This is a genomic window from Roseateles sp. GW821-FHT09H10 (assembly GCF_059415865.1).
In genome coordinates, this window is record NZ_JBWKOB010000002.1 from 620413 (window position 1) to 636891 (window position 16479).

The 16479-nt window shown below is 70.6% G+C and carries 13 protein-coding genes; all 13 read right to left on the reverse strand.

All coding sequences use genetic code 11. The features are described 5' to 3' along the window. Positions 1–16 precede the first annotated feature (16 nt). Entirely contained in the window at positions 17–3163 is a 3147-nt protein-coding gene (locus tag AC07OY_RS10820) for a S8 family serine peptidase (protein WP_495042576.1), read from the reverse strand. A gap of 65 nt (positions 3164–3228) precedes the next feature. Beyond that, positions 3229–3909 (reverse strand): NF038120 family PEP-CTERM protein, encoded by a 681-nt coding sequence (locus tag AC07OY_RS10825; RefSeq protein WP_495042577.1) that lies wholly within the window; start codon positions 3907–3909, stop codon positions 3229–3231. A gap of 239 nt (positions 3910–4148) precedes the next feature. Beyond that, on the reverse strand, positions 4149–4622 hold the full coding sequence (locus AC07OY_RS10830) for a type II secretion system protein (RefSeq protein WP_495042578.1): 474 nt from the start codon (positions 4620–4622) through the stop codon (positions 4149–4151). Between the two features lie 60 nt (positions 4623–4682). Next, the gene (locus AC07OY_RS10835; protein WP_495042579.1) at positions 4683–5084 is read right to left on the reverse strand and encodes a type II secretion system protein; all 402 of its coding nucleotides are present in this window, start codon (positions 5082–5084) and stop codon (positions 4683–4685) included. Between the two features lie 11 nt (positions 5085–5095). Further along, entirely contained in the window at positions 5096–5569 is a 474-nt protein-coding gene (locus AC07OY_RS10840) for a type II secretion system protein (RefSeq protein WP_495042580.1), read from the reverse strand. 8 nt (positions 5570–5577) lie between these two features. Further along, on the reverse strand, positions 5578–7755 hold the full coding sequence (locus AC07OY_RS10845) for a secretin GspD/PilQ domain-containing protein (RefSeq protein WP_495042581.1): 2178 nt from the start codon (positions 7753–7755) through the stop codon (positions 5578–5580). Further along, complete coding sequence (locus tag AC07OY_RS10850) at positions 7752–8270, reverse strand: hypothetical protein (RefSeq protein ID WP_495042582.1); 519 nt, start codon at positions 8268–8270, stop codon at positions 7752–7754. Before AC07OY_RS10850 ends, AC07OY_RS10845 begins: the two co-directional genes overlap by 4 nt. After that, a complete protein-coding gene (locus AC07OY_RS10855; protein WP_495042583.1) occupies positions 8267–8776 on the reverse strand; it encodes a GspMb/PilO family protein in 510 nt (169 codons plus the stop codon). Before AC07OY_RS10855 ends, AC07OY_RS10850 begins: the two co-directional genes overlap by 4 nt. Then, a complete protein-coding gene (locus AC07OY_RS10860) occupies positions 8773–9900 on the reverse strand; it encodes a hypothetical protein (RefSeq protein ID WP_495042584.1) in 1128 nt (375 codons plus the stop codon). The genes AC07OY_RS10855 and AC07OY_RS10860 overlap by 4 nt, the downstream gene beginning before the upstream one ends. After that, on the reverse strand, positions 9893–11404 hold the full coding sequence (locus AC07OY_RS10865; protein ID WP_495042585.1) for a GspE/PulE family protein: 1512 nt from the start codon (positions 11402–11404) through the stop codon (positions 9893–9895). The genes AC07OY_RS10860 and AC07OY_RS10865 overlap by 8 nt, the downstream gene beginning before the upstream one ends. Beyond that, entirely contained in the window at positions 11401–12594 is a 1194-nt protein-coding gene (locus AC07OY_RS10870; protein ID WP_495042586.1) for a type II secretion system F family protein, read from the reverse strand. The genes AC07OY_RS10865 and AC07OY_RS10870 overlap by 4 nt, the downstream gene beginning before the upstream one ends. 86 nt (positions 12595–12680) lie before the next feature. Further along, positions 12681–13103: a type II secretion system major pseudopilin GspG gene (gene gspG, locus AC07OY_RS10875; protein ID WP_495042587.1), complete on the reverse strand. Its 423-nt coding sequence runs from the start codon at positions 13101–13103 to the stop codon at positions 12681–12683. 125 nt (positions 13104–13228) lie between these two features. Next, complete coding sequence (locus AC07OY_RS10880) at positions 13229–16390, reverse strand: NHL domain-containing protein (RefSeq protein ID WP_495042588.1); 3162 nt, start codon at positions 16388–16390, stop codon at positions 13229–13231. Positions 16391–16479: the final 89 nt, after the last annotated feature.

Consider the following 16479-nt stretch of genomic DNA (forward strand, 5'->3'; position numbering starts at 1 on the left):
CCTGGTCTCGCGACGATCAGTCGGCCGTCGGGTTGGCCGGCTTGGAGTTGACCGCGACCGGGATGGGGTCGTTGGTCTTGACTTCCAGCAGCGTCATGCCCTGCGGCGTGCCGCCGACCTTGAAGCTCGCGGCACCCAGGTAGCGGGCGCCAGCGGCCAGGCCCGACCAGCTCATGCCGGCCGAGGCGGTGCCACCGACATAGGCGTTCGCGGGTGCCAGCACCTTGAAGTTGCCACCGGTGTCGGTCTTGGTCACGACCCAGCTCGACATCGTGTAGGTCGTCGAGGGACGGCCTTGGGTGTCGTAGGAGATCGCGCAGACACGATAGGTGTCAGCAGCCGGGGCGAGCATGGTGACAGTCTCGTTCGAGCCGCCGTTCAGGCTGCCACCGACGGCCACGCCGGCGGAGTTGAGCACCAGCAGGTCGATGTCGTCCTGCTTGCCAGGCAGCTGGCCGCCAGTGGTTTCGGCATCGAACAGCTGGAAGCGGGCGACCAGCGTGTCCGCCGGAACGACCACGGTGCGCACCTTGACGGCCGGCGAATTGTTGGCCGCGCAGATGGTGGCCGCCGTGCCGGTGTTGTTGCCGGTCAGCGTGTCCGTGTTACGCGTCGCCGCCTTCAGGCCGCCCTTGTCGACGGCCATCGGGCCAGCGAAACCGGTGCCGATCGTGAAGGCCTTGCTGGCGCCGGCAGCTTCGCTGGTGATGACGCTGGGCACGGCCAGGGCCGTGCCGCGCGCCGTCAGCGGGCTGCGCACGTTGTGCACGCCGTCCGACCACAGCAGCGAGCCATAGGCCCAGGTGTCCAGCGGGGCCGTCGTGCGGGTCAGCTTGACGGTGAAGCTGGCCGAGGCACCCGGAGCCAGCGTCAGCTGGGCCGGCGTCACGAGGACGTCGAAGCCATTCATCGCGGCCGACGCGTTGTAGGTGCTGGTGGAGGCACCGACGTTGGTCACCGTGCGGGTCAGCGTCTGCACGCCGAGCACGCTGGCGGCCGTCAGCGAGGGCAGGTTCAGGTTCTGCGGCGTGATGGAGCCGATGGCGGCGCAGGTGGCTGCCGAGTACAGGCCCAGGTTCAGGCCGCAGCTGAAGCGTGCGTAGTCGATGGCACCGGCGTCGTAGACGAGGCCCGGATCGGCGGCCTTCATCGGCACGATCTGGCCCGCGCCCTGGGCCCAGGGCAGGCGGCCGTTGGCGTTGGCGGTGGCGCTCCAGGCCAGCGGCAGGTTGACACCGTCGTCATAGGTGTCGCCGGCGGTTGTCATCAGCGCGGACTTGATGGCGGCGGGCGACCAGGTCGGGTGCAGCTGCTTCAGCAGCAGGCCCAGGCCGGCGATGTGCGGGCTGGCCATGGACGTGCCGGAGATCATGCTGACACCGGTCTTGGTCGTCGTGCCGCCGGCCTTCAGGGCCGTCACTTCGGCAGCGTTCATCGAGGCGCCATAAGCGGCGACGATGTCCACGCCGGGCGCGGCCAGGTCGGGCTTCAGGATGTTGTTGTCGGCCACGTTGGGACCGCGCGACGAGAAGCCGGCGATCTTGGGGGCCAGCACATCGCCGAAGCGGGCCTGGGCGATGCCCAGCGAGGCGGTGGCGGCGGGATTGCCGTTGGCATAGGCCTTGACCGCGGCACCATTGGCCGCATCGATGTGGATGGTCGGCACCGAGTGCACTTCAGCCACCAGACCCACGCCGTTGTCGGCCAGGATCATGCCGATGCCGCCGGCTTGCTGCACGGCCAGGCTCTTGTTGATACGGGCCGACACGCCGCGCGTGCAGACCACGATCTTGCCGGTGACCTTGGCGGGATCCAGCGTCACGGCACCGTCGGCGGCGCCGTAGCAGAGGTCGGCCAGGCTCAGGTCGGCACCGGCCGCGGCGGCATCCGTCGACGTGATCAGCGAGGTGCTGGCAACCGGCGTCTGGTTCACCGAGGCACCGACGTAGTCAGCGCCGGCACCCGTGTGGGCCACGGCACCGACGGTGCGGTCATGGGTGGACGCGGCAACCGTCGCGTTCCAGGGGCCGAGGTTGGCCGTCGGGTAGGTGTTCGGGCCGGAGTTGCCGGCCGATGCGGCGACGAAGACGCCGGCATTGGTCGCATTCAGGAAGGCGACCGCGGTGGCATCGGTGAAGGTGCCGCCGCCGGTGTTCGGGCCGATGGAGTAGTTGAGGGCGTCGACGCCGTCCTTGACGGCCTGGTTGATGGCCGAGACGCTGTTGCTGTTCGGGCAGCTGCTCGAACCGGGAGCGATGGCCCAGCAGACCTTGTAGGCGGCGATGCGGGCACGCGGTGCGACGCCGGACATATTGCCCATACCGATGCCATTGATGGCGGCGGGAACGCCGGCATTGCCACCCACCGTCGAGGCGGTGTGCGAGCCGTGGCCGCCACCGGCCTGCTGCACGCCGTCACGGCCGGAGTTGAATTCCAGCGCGTTGGGAGCGGCGATCTGCGTGTAGGAGCGGATGCCGATCAGCTTGTTGTTGCAGTTGGAGGCCAGGATGCCGGGCTTGATCTGGCAGCCGATGCCCTTCCACTTGGCGGGCGCCGGGCCGTAGACCAGCGTGCCGGCCGGGTCATGCGTCGGCACGCCATTGGCATCGACCTTGTCGGCGAAGCTGAGGTCTTCCGGCCAGACGCCGCTGTCGATCATGCCGATGATCATGTTCTCGCCGGCGGCACCCATGCCGCCGAGCTGGCTCCACAGGCCGCCAGGCGCGTCCAGGCCGATGAAGTGGGGCGTGTAGCCGGTGTGCAGGACCTGCACGGCGTCAGCCTCGATGTTCAGCACGCCGCTGTTCTTCTTCAGCGAACGCACTTCGGCGTCGGTCAGGTTGGCGGCGAAGCCGTTCAGGACGACGTCATAGCGGGCCGTGATGTTGGCCGGGTCGATGCCGACCAGGGCGTCGGACTGCTTCTTGTCCAGGTAGCTCAGATAGGCCTGGACATGCTGGGCGTTGATGTCCAGACGCTGGCCCTGGGCGGGCTTGGTGGCCGCGTAGCCGGAGACCTCGCCACCGTAGGCGGCGGCCGGCGCGTTGACGAGCTGGACGATGTAGGGGCGGCGGACTTCCTGCGCGCTGGCGGCGGTAGCCATGCCAGCCAACAGCATCATGGCGGCCAGCGATGCGGGCCGAAGCGTTCTCTTGGACTTCATTGGGGGGTTCCTCTGACTTGCTTGTGGCAATAGGACGGATGGAAGAAAAAGGCGGCGGCGACGAATCAGGCCGCGCGGCGACGCTTGGCGGCCAGCATGCCGGCCAGGCTCAGGCCGACGAGGGCCAGCGTGGCGGGCTCGGGCACATAGCCGATGTTGTCGACGGCGAACTGGGCCTGGTTTTCGGCCGGGTTCACGCAGTTGTTGTTGCCGTCATAGAGGCAGCTGGAGATCGTGACCGACTTGAACCAGGTGCTGGCGAAGCCGGCGTCGAAATCCCAGTGGCTGAAGTTGAAGTTGCCCTGGGGATCCTGCAGGGAGAAGTCCTGCGAGATGATCGTCTCGACGCCCAGGCCGTCGATGCCGGTCACGACCAGCTTGCCGACGCTGAAGTTCAGCGCCATGCCCACCGGCAGCATGAAGCCGAAATCCAGGCCGGTCATGCTGAGGCCGCCGCCGCCGGCGAGGGTGACGTTCAGGCCGCCATCGTTGAAGGCGGAGTAGAACTGCGAGCCGTTGCCACCGGGGCAGACGGCGATGAAGCAGCTGTTGTAGTCGCCGATGGAGCCGTCGAAACCGCCCTGGCCCAGGGTGGTGATCACGCCGGCGTCATCCGTCGTCACATCACCGTTGGTCATGATGTTCGGGATGGCCGAATTGAAGGTGATGGTGCCAGCGCCGGCCATGGCGACCGAACATGCCAGGCTTGCTGCGAGGCCCAACGCCGAATGGAAGATCTTTTTCATGGTGTGCTGCTCGTGTTCCAAGGGTTTTCGGATCAATACGCCGAAGCGATTCGGGCGCTATGCGGTGACGGAACAGGCCTTGCGATGCGGAAAAAGACCGATATCCAGCGCCGAGATAGCGTGAGCGATCGATTCTCGTGATGGCACCCTTGACGAACATCCACAGTTGCCCGCCCTCTAGGCATGGGGGGACAGGGTTTGTCCGGCTTTTCGCGATTGCCGTCGGCGCTCTTGACGTGCTAGTGCACAGCGCTGGCGGGCTGGGGTGCGGACGCGGGCGCGGCCGGCACCGCGCCATCGGCATAGGCGCTCGCCGCGAAGATGCGCTCCGAGGCCTTGCGGGCGGTGCTGCCGTCCTGCTGGATTTCCCGCAGCAAGGCCTGCTCGGCACGGCTGCGCACCGCGTTGAAGCGGCCCGGCTGTGAGGGCTCGGGGATCAGGACCCAGTCGGCCTGCAGGGTGAAGGGGTCGACATAGGCGCGCCGCAGGTGGTGGCGGGGGTTGACGCTGCGGCGATCGACCAGCAGGTCGTCCAGGCTGCGCGGGTACTGGCTGGCCGGCGTCGAGCCGACCTTGGCATAGCTCGCGATCGCGCGGGCGATCTCGGCGCCGCGCCACTCCAGTTCACGCTCCTTCTCGCGCTGGGCGGCGGTGGCCCAGGCCTGGCCCAGGGCCGCCAGGGCGGCGGCGGTCAGGGCCACGAAGAAGAGCATGCCGAGATAGGTGAAACCCCGTCCCTGGTTCTGACGTGCTCTCCTGCCTGCGCGCATGGCTCACCAGTCCGCGTAGAGCCGGCCGTCGCTGGCGCGGCCGGCCGCGCCGCTGCGGACATCCCACACCTGCCCGGTCGCCAGGGCATCCGAGGGCGGCGCGACCGTCACCCAGGCGTCGCGGCTGCCGCTGATGGGGTCCTCCGGAATCTCGCGGATGTAGCGGGCGGCCGCCAGGTCCCCCAGCGCATCCGGATAGCGGCCCTTGTCGGCGGCGTACTGGTCGATGGCGTCGCGCATGACGGTCAGGGAGGCGCGCAGCGCCGTCTCGCGCGATTTCTGCAGGCTGTTGAAATAGCGCGGCGCCGCGATGGAGGCCAGCAGGCCCACGATGGCCATCACGACGATCAGCTCGATCAGCGTGAAGCCTCGCGGCCTGCGGGGGGCGGGGCGGGCATGCATCATCGTGCCGCTCCTCACCAGTCGCCCAGCTTCGATCCGTCGAGGGCGCGGCGTTCGGAGCGCGAATACACGTCGAACACGTCGCGCCCCGAGCGAGGCTCATCGGGCGGGCTGTCGGCCGAGCGCAGACCCCAGGTCAGCTCTGGCGGCTGCGCCGGATCGGCAAACGGGTCGCGCGGCAGGCGGCGCAGGAAATAGAGCTTGCGCCCCTCCACCGACTTGGCGTCGCGCACGCCGTCGACCAGCGCGCGCAGATGGGGCGGATAGCCGCTGTCATCGGGGGCGCGGGCGATGCTGCCGGATTCGGCCGCGCGCTTGTAGGCATCGATGGCCGTGCGCAGGCTGCGCAGCGCGGACCGAAGCTCATGCTCGCGGGCGCGCTGGACCGAGACCTCCAGCAGCGGACGCGCCGCCGCCGCCAGCACGCCCATCATGGCCAGCACCACCAGCATCTCGATGAGGGTGAAGCCCCGCATGCGCATCGTCATGACGTCGCTCAGCGCGCCGCCTCCACGCTGACCAGGCCGCTGCCTTCCAGGCGCACGGCCGGGGATTCACCGTTGAGGCCGCTGGCGCTCAGGCCGGACACCGACACCGACGTCACCTGCCCACTGGCGGTGGGCAGGGCGCGGAAGACCACGATGCGCTCGCCGCGCGGCACCAGCTCCATCGGCACGCGGCCGGGCGTCGCCCCGGGCTGGTTCTGCGCCAGCTGCAGGCGGCTGGCGTCGTACTCCAGTTCGCCCTTGACGGAGAAACCGCTCTCGTTCTTCATGGCCACCGACACCGTACCGCCGGCGGGAATCTGCGGCGTGACGTCCAGCTTCAGCAAGGCCTCGGCGGGGGCGGCCGCGGGCTGGGTCGGGGCGGCGGGCGCGGGCCCTGCACCGCCACCGCTGCTCGGCCCCACGCCCACCCTGGCCTCGCGGCGCAGCAGGCTGGAGAAGGCGCCGGGGCTGGCGTCGGTGCCGCTGGCCAGGCGCGTGAGGGACGCATCGGGCACGGCCAGGTTGCGCACCACGCGCGGCGTGATCAGCAGCACCACCTCGGTCTTGTTGCGCGTGTCCGTCGTCGTGCCGAACAGGCGGCCCAGCACGGGAATGCTGGACAGGCCCGGGATGCCGGTCGCGGCCTTGCGGTCCTCGTCGTTGATGAGGCCGGCCAGCACCTGGGTCTCGCCGTCGGCCAGGCGCAGCACGGTGGAGGTGTTGCGCGTGCCGATCTCGTAGGCCGTCGTGCCGCCGGGGCCGGTGACCTGGCGGATCAGGTTGCTGACCTCCAGGCCGACCTTGATGACGACGTCGTTGTCGAGCTGGATGGTGGGCTCGACGTCGAGCTTGAGGCCGATGTCCAGGTAGCTGACCGAGGCGGCCACCGAGGTCGAGCCGGTGAAGTTGGTCGTCGTCGTGAACACCGGCAGCTTCTGGCCGATGTGGACCTTGGCCTTGTCACGGTTGCGCACGCGGATCTTGGGATTGGCCAGGATGTTGGAGTTGCCGGCCGTGCCGCGCAGCGTGGCGACGACGACGGGATTGGCGATGCTGGCGCGGAAGTTGATCGGGTTCTTGCCGCCGACGAAGACCGTCGGCGGGATGTTGCCCAGCGCATCGCTGATGCCCAGCTGGGCCTGCTCGGGCCACTTCAGCCCCAGCTCGTCGACGCGGTCGGTCGCCAGCTCCATGACCTCGACTTCGAGCATGACCTCGGGCTCGGGCAGGTCGACGGAGGCGATGAGCTTCTCGACCAGGCGCAGCACCTCGGGCGTGTCGCGCACGATGAGCAGGTTCAGGCGCTCGTCGATATGGATGTCGCGCACCTTGGCGATGGTGCGCACCATGGCCTGGACCTGCTTCACGTCGGCATTGGTCAGGTAGAGGGTGCGGGTGATCAGCTCCTGATGCTCGCGCTGCTTGGCGGCGGTGTTGGGGAAGATCAGCACCGAGGTCTCGTTCAGCAGCTTGCGGTCCAGCTGCTGGGTGCCGAGGATGACGCGCATGGCCTCGTCCATGGTGACGCTGCGCAGGAAGACCGTCACGCGGGCATCGGCGCGCACGTCCTTGTCGAAGACGAAGTTGACGCCGCTGCTGCGCGACAGGGCCTCGAAGACCTGGCGCAGCGGCGCCTCGCGGAACTCCAGCGTGACCGGCTTCTGGAAGGCCGCGCCCAGCTCGCCGACCGCCGTCTCCAGCGGCCGCGCCTGCGCGATCTGGCTGGCCAGCAGGCGGGCGCCCGGATGCTGGGGCGACTCGGCCAGGATCTCGCGGGCCACCGCTTCGGCACGCTCCAGGCGGCCTTCCTTCAACGCGACGCGGCCCGTCGCCAGCTGGGCGTCCTGGCGGCGGCTGCGCTCGACCTCGGTCGTCAGCGCGGCCAGGCGCGGGTGCTTGCTGTCTGCCAGGGCCAGTTGGCTCAGCAGGGCCGAAGCCTCGTCCCAGCGGCCGGCACCGCGCAGGGCCTCGATCTGCAGGATGAGGCGGGCCGAGGCCTGCTCGCGGGCGCGCACCTGGGCGGCGCGCAGCTGCGGGTTGGTGGGGTCCTTGGCGAGGGCGTCGTCCAGCACGCGCAGGGCCGCCGGCCACTGGTTGCCGCGGCCGAGGTCTTCGGCCTGGCGCAGCGCGGGGTTGGCGCAGGCCGCAAGCAGGACGACGCTGAAAAGAATGAGGAGCTGCTTCATGGGACTGGCCTGAAGACGATGTTCTGGGGAAGCTGGCCGGGCAGCCAGGTCAGGCGCACGCCGCTGTCGGAGACCTGCTCGACGCGCCACTGGCCGTCGATGACGTCGCCGCGCCTGGCGCTCAGGGCCTTGTTCGGGCCGCTCAGCAGCGCCACCTCGACGGGCTTGCCAGCCTCGGTTTCGACGACGCGGCCGATCATCTGGTAGGGCGCCGGCGGTGCGACGGGCGGCGGAGGCGGTGGCGCCGCAACGGGCGGCGGCGCGGGGGGTGGAGGCGGTGGCGGCGGGGGCTGCCAGGCCGACAGCTGGGCGTCGGGCGCCTCGGCCCAGGGCTGGCGGCCGGCCACGGTCGGCGCGGATGCGGCGGCCACGGCCGATGCCGCCGAGGCGGGCCGACGCGCCGGCGCCGCCACGGCGGTCACGGCCTCGTCCTCGGGACGCGTAGCCACCCAGGCGGTCGCGGCCAGCGTCGCCACCAGGGCACCACCGAGCAGGAGCTGGCGCCGTTGGATCATGGCGCGGACCTCCCGTGCAGCGACCACTGCAGCTCGGCATCGACCTCAGCGCTCATCGGGCTGGTGCGGCGCAGCTTGACGGCATCCAGGCTCAGGGCCGGGTCATGCGCCAGCGCCGCCGAAATGAAGCGGCGCAGCTGGGCATAGCTGCCCGTCACCGGCATGGTCACGCGCAGCCGCTCCAGGCCCTCGCTGCTGGACAGGCGATGCTCGGTGCGCGCGCCGTTGAGGTCGAGGCGGATGCTGAGTTCCAGCAGGTCGGCCAGGCGCTGCTGGCGGCTGCTGGCTGCGGGCAGCGTGGCCTGCCATTGCTGCACATTGAGCGGTGCGGCGGCGGCCACGGCCGGCCGCGCCTTGCTGCGCAGCTCGCGGGCCTCGGCCTGCAGCTTCGCGGCCTGCGCGTCCCAGCGCTGGCTCAGCACGACGGCACCGACGGCCAGCGCCAGCGCGGCGAGGCCGGCCAGGCCGGGCCAGCCCAGGGACCTGATCAGGGCGGCGCGGTTCAAGAGCCGCCTCCGGTCGCCACGCGGGCATTGATCTCGAAGCGCTGGCCGGTGAGGCCGGTCTCGGCCGCCGAGAAGCGCGACAGCACGACCTGGCGCCAGCCCGGCGTCGTGCCGAGCTGCTCGGCCAGCTGCAAGGCCAGCAGCTTGTCGGGTGTCAGGCCTTCGAGGCGCAGCTCGCCGCGGCCGGCGCTGGCGTCCAGGCCCAGCCAGGCAATGCTCTTGGCCTCGGCGCCGCTGGTTTCGACGCGGGTCAGCAGCGGCTCCCAGGGCATGGCCAGCAGCGCGCGGGCTTCAAGGGCCGAGCGGTTCTCGGCCGGCTCTGCGCGGGCGCTGCGCGCGGCAGGCTTGGCCACAGGCGCCGGGCGCAGCGTCGTCACGCGGTCACGCGCGGCCTGGGCGATGCCGAGGGCGCGATGGCTGTCGACAGCGCTCCAGGCGGCCGTGGCCAGCACCAGGGCGCCGGTGGCAGCCAGCGGCCAGGCCAGGGGCGAGCGCCCGCTGCGCGGCAGGAAGTCGGGCTGCGGCGTGGCGGGGCCGGCCTGGGGCAGCAGATCGCTGTCGGGTGTGCCGACGGCCAGCGGCGCATCGCCGCCGAGGTCGGCGAGCTGCTGCACGCGGCGCGACTGCAGGCCGACGACGCGGCCGCGGTCGAGCTGGATGACGACGGCGACTTCGCCCTCATGCCAGACCACGCGGCCCGTGCCGGCGCGCGTGGCCGCAGGCAGGGAGGCCAGCCAGGCGGCCCAGGCGGGACGCACGGCGGCGAGACGCACATTGGCCGCATCGGCCTGGCTGCGCAGCGCCGCCAGGTCCAGCCCATGCAGGGCCGAGGCGCCGGCCGCGTCGCCGAGCTTCCACGGCGCGATGGCATAGCGCTGCGCGGCGGCGCCGAAGTAATGGGCGAACTGCTGCTGGGCATAGGCCTGCACGGCGTCCAGGTCGGCCAGAGGCAGGCCAGGTTCGACGACCAGCTCGTGCAGCGCGCGGGCGCTGACCACCAGCTCGACGGCCGTGCCGGGCATGTCGCGGCACCAGGCCACGAACTCGTCGCCGCCGGGCGTGACGAAGACGCGCCGCGGCTTGGCGAGGCGTGCGCTCAATTGCTGGCGAAGGCGCTCACTCATCGAGGGTGACACGTTCCAGCTCCTCGAAGGTGGTCTCGCCGCGGCAGACGGCGCCCAAGGCCATCTCGCGCAGCGACTTCATGCCGCGCGCCTTGGCCGCGGCCTTGATCTCGGACATGGGCGCGCGCGCCGCGATCAGGTCGCGCAGGCCGTCGTCGAGCTTGAGCAGCTCGGCCACGGCGCGCCGGCCCTTGTAGCCGGTGCCGCGGCAGTGGCCGCAGCCCTCGCCCTTCAGGAAGTTGCCGTTGATGACGCCGTGCCTTGCGAGCGTGGCGGCATCGGGCGTGAAAGGCCGGGCGCAGTGCTTGCACGTCAGCCGCACCAGGCGCTGGGCCAGCACGGCGTTCAGGGCCGAGACGACGTTGTAGAGGTCCAGGCCCATGTGCATGAAGCGGCCGATGACATCAAACGCGTTGTTCGCGTGCACGGTGCTGAAGACCAGGTGGCCGGTCAGCGCGGCCTGCACGGCGATCTGGGCGGTCTCGGCGTCGCGGATCTCGCCGACCATGACGCGGTCGGGGTCGTGACGCAGGATGGAGCGCAGGCCGCGCGAGAAGGTCAGGCCCTTCTTCTCGTTGACGGGGATCTGCACGACGCCGCTGAGCTGGTACTCGACCGGGTCTTCGATGGTGATGATCTTGTCGGCGCCGGTGTGGATCTCGGCCAGCGTCGCGTACAGCGTGGTCGTCTTGCCGGAGCCGGTCGGGCCGGTCACCAGCAGCATGCCGTGGGGCTGGCGGGCCTGGTGGCGGATGGCGGCCCGCTCGTCGTCGTCGAAGCCGAGGGAGTCCAGCGTCAGCGAACCGGCACGCGCGATGGCCGCGCGGTCCAGGATGCGGATGACGGCGTCCTCGCCGAAGACGCTGGGCATGACGGAGAGGCGGAAGTCGATCTCGCGGCCCTGCACGCGCAGCTTGAAGCGGCCGTCCTGGGGCAGGCGGCGCTCGCCGATGTCCAGCTCGGCCATGACCTTGAGGCGCGACACCAGCTGCTCGGCCACCTGCGGGCTCTCGACCTGGCGCACCACGGCCATGACGCCGTCGACGCGGAAGCGGATCACCGCGCCGCGCGCCGTGCATTCGATGTGGATGTCGGACGCGGTGTCCTGCAGCGCGTCGTAGATGGTGGCGTTGAGCAGGCGCACCACCGGGCTGGCCTGTTCGCTCAGGGCCAGGGCCGACAGCTCCTCGGTGTGATCCTCGACCGCGGTCAGTGCATCCTCGACGTCAGACAGGGCACGGAAGTCCGCCTCGCCGGCGCCCAGGAAATGCGTCACCGCCTCGGCCGAGGCACGCTGCCAGCCCACCGGCGCGTTCAGGCGCACCTCGACGCTCTGCAGCAGCATGGCGTCTTCGTCGCGCTCGGCGAGCAGCACGCGCCTGTCGTTGGCGCCCACGGCCAGCACGGCGCGCCAGCGCTGGGCCTGGGCCTGGGGCCACTGCTCGAAGTCGAGGTGCCAGGGGCCCTGCTCGGCCGGCAGCCAGTCCGCCAGGGTGGTCGTCATTGGACCTGCTCCACCAGCTGAAAAATGGGCAGATACATCAGCACGATGATCCCGCCGATCAACACCCCCATGATCAGCATCAGCGCCGGGTTGACCAGGCGCGACAGCAGGTCGGTCAGGCGCGCGGCTTCTTCATCATGGAAGGCGGCGGCGCGCTCCAACATGGCCGCGACCTCGCCGCTGCGCTCGCCCACGCGCAGCATGCGGCGCGCGACCGGCGTGGCCAGGTCCTGGGCATCGAAGGCGGCGGAGAGGCGCTCGCCACGCTCGATCTGGGCGGCGGCGGCCTGCACGGCGGCCCGCCAGGGCGCGGCCACGACGTCGACGACGATCTTCAAGGCCGACAGGGCCGGCACGCCCGAGGCCAGCAGCATGGCGAGCGAGCGGTAGAGCCGCGCCAGGGCCAGCACGCGCAGCCGCGGGCCCAGGCCCGGCAGGGTCCACATGGCCGCCTGGGCGCGCTGGCGCACGACGGGCTGACGCAGCAACGCGTAGACCGCAAAGCCGACGCCCGCGATGCCGGCGATGACCAGGCCCGGATGGGCGCCGGCCGTCTGGCCGAATTCGATCAGCACGCGGGAGGCCCAGGGCAGGTCGGCGCTGGTGGCCTCCAGGATGCCGGCGAAACGCGGCAGCACATAGAGCAGCAGGAAGAGGATGACGGCGCCGCCGACGCCCAGCAGCATCAGCGGATAGACCAGGGCGGCGACCAGGCGCGAGCGCAGCGCGTCGACCCAGGCCAGATAGCGCGCATGCTGGGCCAGGGCCGTGGACAGCTGGCCGGTCTTCTCGTTGGCGGCGACGATGGCGCAGATCAGTTCATCGAAAGCCTGGGGCTGCTGGCGCAGCGCGACCGAGAGCGGCTGGCCCTGCTCGATCTGGCCGATGACGGCGTCCAGGGCCGCGCGCACGCCGGGCTGGCCTTCCTTCTCGCGCAGCGTATTCAGGGCTTCCAGCAGGGCGATGCCGGCGTCCAGCAGCACGGCCAGCTCCTGGCTGAACAGCTGCAGCGGGAACTTGCTGCTGCGCCGCCAGGGGCGCGGGCTCTCGGTGTTCGCGATCTCGCGCACTTCCAGCACATGCTGGGGCGCGACGCCCAGCACGGCGGCCACGGCGGCACGGTCGGGCGCCTCGACCCGCTCGGTGCTGACGGCACCCGCGCGCAAAACGCGAGTCTGGAACTGGGGCATGGTCGTCAGTCCCGCCCGGCCGTGCGAAGGGACTGACACGCCCCCGCGGGGGGCAGGGCGCGAAGCGAACGTGGGGGCTTCATCGCTTACCAGGATGTGAGGTCGGCGTCCTCACCCTCGCCGCCGGGGCGGCCGTCCTTGCCCAGGCTCAGCAGGTCGTACTCGCCATGCTCGCCGGGGCTGCGGTACTGGTAGTCGTTGCCCCAGGGATCCTTGGGCACGGCCTTGCTCAGGTAGGGGCCGGCCCACTTGGGCTCGTCGGCCGGCTTGGTGACCAGCACGGCCAGGCCCTGCTCGGTGCCGGGGTAGCGGCCGACGTCCAGGCGGTATTGGTCCAGGGACTTGGCCAGCGCATCGATCTGGGCGCGGGCCGCCTTGACCTCGCTCTTGCCGATCTGGCCGAAGAACTTCGGGCCGACATAGCCGGCCAGCAGGCCGATGATGACCATGACGACCAGCAGTTCAAGCAGGGTGAAGCCGCGCGGGCGGGCGAGACGGGGTCGGAACATGGGCAGGGAGGGTACAGCGGGAGGGCGACTGTTCAACGGCGGACGCCGTCGGGCAATCGGGATTTGACCGACCCGCATTCTCAGGGGAGGCATGTAAAGCCCTCCCCCCGCAGCACTTCCCGGCCTCAGTCCCCGACGATGGCGCCCTCGCTGAGGAAGACCAGCCGGCCGGCCTTGGTGACGGCGATGGCGGTGGGCTCGTTGATGCGCCCTCCCGGGCCGGGCTGCAGCGCGGACACCGGGCCTCCGGCGCCGATGACGGTGCTGACCTGGCCGCCGGGCGTGATGCGCCGGATGGCGTTGTTGCCACTGTCGGCGACATAGAGGTTGCCGCGCGCATCCAGGGCCAGGCCGGCCGGGTTGTTGAAGCGGGCGAAAGCGCCCAGGTCGTCGATGAAGCCGTTGGCATAGGGCGCGCCCGCCACCGTGCTGACCTCGCCATTGGCGGCCAGCTTGCGGATGGACTGGCTGTAGTCGGTGAAATAGACGTTGTCGGCGGCGTCGATGACCAGATACCTGACCGTCCCCAGGCGAGCCTCGGCGCCCACGCCGTTCACATAGCCGGACTGGCCGACCTTGCCGGCAAGGGTGGTCACCGTGCCGTCGGGTGCGACCCGGCGGAACACATAGTTGTACATGTCGGCGACGATGAGGTTGCCCTTGCTGTCGACCACGATGCCGCCGAGCTGGTTGAAGCGCGCGGCGCCGCCAAAGCCATCGGTGCTGCCGTTCTCGTTGTATTTGCCGGCCACCGTGCTGACCACGCCGCCGCTGCTGACGCGGCGAACGGTGTAGCCGTCGCCAACAAAGAGGTTGCCGGCCGCGTCGTAGGCCAGGCCGACGGGACTGGCAAAACTGGCCGCGGCCGCCATGCCGTCATCATTGCCATAGTTGCCCGTGCCGGCCAGGGTGTCCATCAGATTGCTGCCCAGCGCCAGGCGGCGCAGGCGACGATTCTGGGTGTCCGCCAGACTCACGGAGCCCGTCGGCGACACGACCAGGGTGGACTGGTAGCCGGTGGAGACGGAGAACCGGGCCGCCGAGCCGACGCCATCGGCAAAGCCGCCGCTGCGGCCGCCGCCGGCCAGGGTGGCCACCGTCGCGGCGGGCGTCAAGGTCCGCACCGTGTAGGCCGAACTGTCGAAATAGGCGATGCCGCCGTCGGGCAGGCTGGTCAGCGCCCCGGGGCTGCCGGCCGAGGCCGTACCCGCCGGACCGTCCAGACTGACCCAGCCGCTGTCGGCATAGACGGAGGACACGGCCGCCACGACCGTGCCGATGGTCGAGATGCGCGCGATGCGCTGGTAGTCGCCCACGAAGAGATTGCCGCGGCCGTCGAAGGCAAGGCCGTTGATGTAGCCGAAGCGGGCCGCCGTGCGGTAGCCCTCGGCCTGGCCCCAGGTTTCCGGGATGCCGGCATACAGGCTGACCTCGCCCGCCGGCGTCACCTGGCGGATGGCGGTGCCATCGGCGACGAAGATGTTCCTGCTGGCATCGATGGCCAGCTTGCCGATGTTGGAGAAGCGCGCGGCACTGCCGCTGCCATCGGCCTTGCCCGTCTCGGTGAGGCTGCCCGCCAGCGTGCTGACCACGCCGGCCGGTGTGACCTTGCGCAGCTGCTGGCCATTGCCGCTGGTGCGCTCGGTGAAGTAGAGGCTGCCGTCTGTGTCGACGACCGCGCCCGCGATGGAGCCGAAGCCCGCCTGCTCGCCCGTGCCATCGCGGGTCTGGCAGCTGGCGTCGCCGGCGAAGGTGGACACCATGCCGCCGGCGATGCGGCGCAGCACGCAGCCCTCGAACACATAGACGGCCCCGCTGGCGCGATCGACCGCCAGCTCGGTCGGGTTGGTGAAGCGCGCTTCGGCCAGCGTGCCGTTGACACGGCCGTAGGCCTTGGGCTGGCCGGCGAACAGCTCGACGTTGCCGTCCGGGCTGATGCGCCGGATCACGCTGTTGTAGTTGTCGGCCACATAGACATTGCCGGCCGCATCGGCGCCCAGGCTCCAGGCGTAGACGAAGCGGGCCGCCTTGCCCTTGCCATCGGCATAGCCGAAGCCACCGGTGGTGCCGGCCAGGATGCGCACATTGGCCTGCACCTTCAGCAGCGCGGCGTTGCTGGTCAGGCTCGCGGTCGCGTTGCTGACGACCACGCGCAGCCGCGTGTTGGCATCGGCCAGCGTGGCATTGCTGATGGCATGGCTGGCCGCCGTAGCGCCAGCGATATTCGTCCAGTTCAGGCCCTCGTCCTGGCTCTGCTGCCATTGGTAGCGCAGCGGCGCCGTGCCGGATGCATTGGCCGCGAACGTGACCGAGCCGCCTGTCGCGATGGTGGCGTCGGCGGGATGCTGGCTGATGGACGGGGCGGCGGCATTGACCGTCGCCACGGCCACGTCGCTGAGCACCTGGCCGGAGGCATTGCTGACCTGCACCGTGAAGCGGTCGCCGCTGCCGGCATAGGCCAGCGTGGTGGTGTAGCTGGTGCCGGTGGCGCCGCTGATGGGGCTGCCGTTGCGCAGCCACTGGTAGGCCAGCGGCGCGCTGCCGGCGGCCGTGACCTTGAAGGTGACCGTGCTGCCGTCGCTGGTGGTGACCGACTCGGGCGCCGTGATGATGCGCGGCGCGGCGGCGGTCACGGTCAGCTTGGCCTCCTGGCTGGTGACGGTGCCGGCCGGGTTGGTCATGACGACCTTGAAGACGGCGGCGTTGTCGGCCAAGGCCAGGGCCGAAGTCGTGTAGCTGGCCTTGTCGGCGCCGGCAATGGCGACGCCATTGCGCTGCCACTGGTACTGGATGGGCTCGCTGCCGGTGGCCGTCACATCGAAGGTGACGACCTCGCCATCCTTGGCCGTCTGGGCCTGGGGCTGGGCGGTGAGGTTGAGGGCGATGGGGCTGACCGTCAGCGTGACGGCATTGCTCGTCACCGAGGCATTGGGGCCGCTGACGACGACCAGGTACTTGGCCGCGTTGTCGGCCATGTGCAGCACCGGCGTCGTGTAGCTGGCGCCGGTGGCGCCGGTGATGGCCTTGCCGTCACGCTGCCACTGGTAGCTCAGGCTGGAGCCGCTGGCCGTGACGCTGAAGGTCGCGGTGGCGCCGTCAGTGACCTTGGCGTCCAGCGGCTGGCTGCCGATGCTGGGCGCGACGATGGCCGGGGTGACGGGAGGAGGCGGGGTGGTGTCGCCACCCCCGCCACCGCCGCCGCAGGCGGTCAGCGCCAGGCTGGCACCCAGTCCCAGGATCAGGCCCGCGGCCCGCAGCCGTTGCACCACGCCATCGATTCTTGTCATCACACTCCCCCGCTCTTGCATCCAGCCGGGGGCATGCGTTCAGGCAGCGGGCAGCGTCGGGCCGTCCGTCCTCCTGTTGCGCGCCTCCC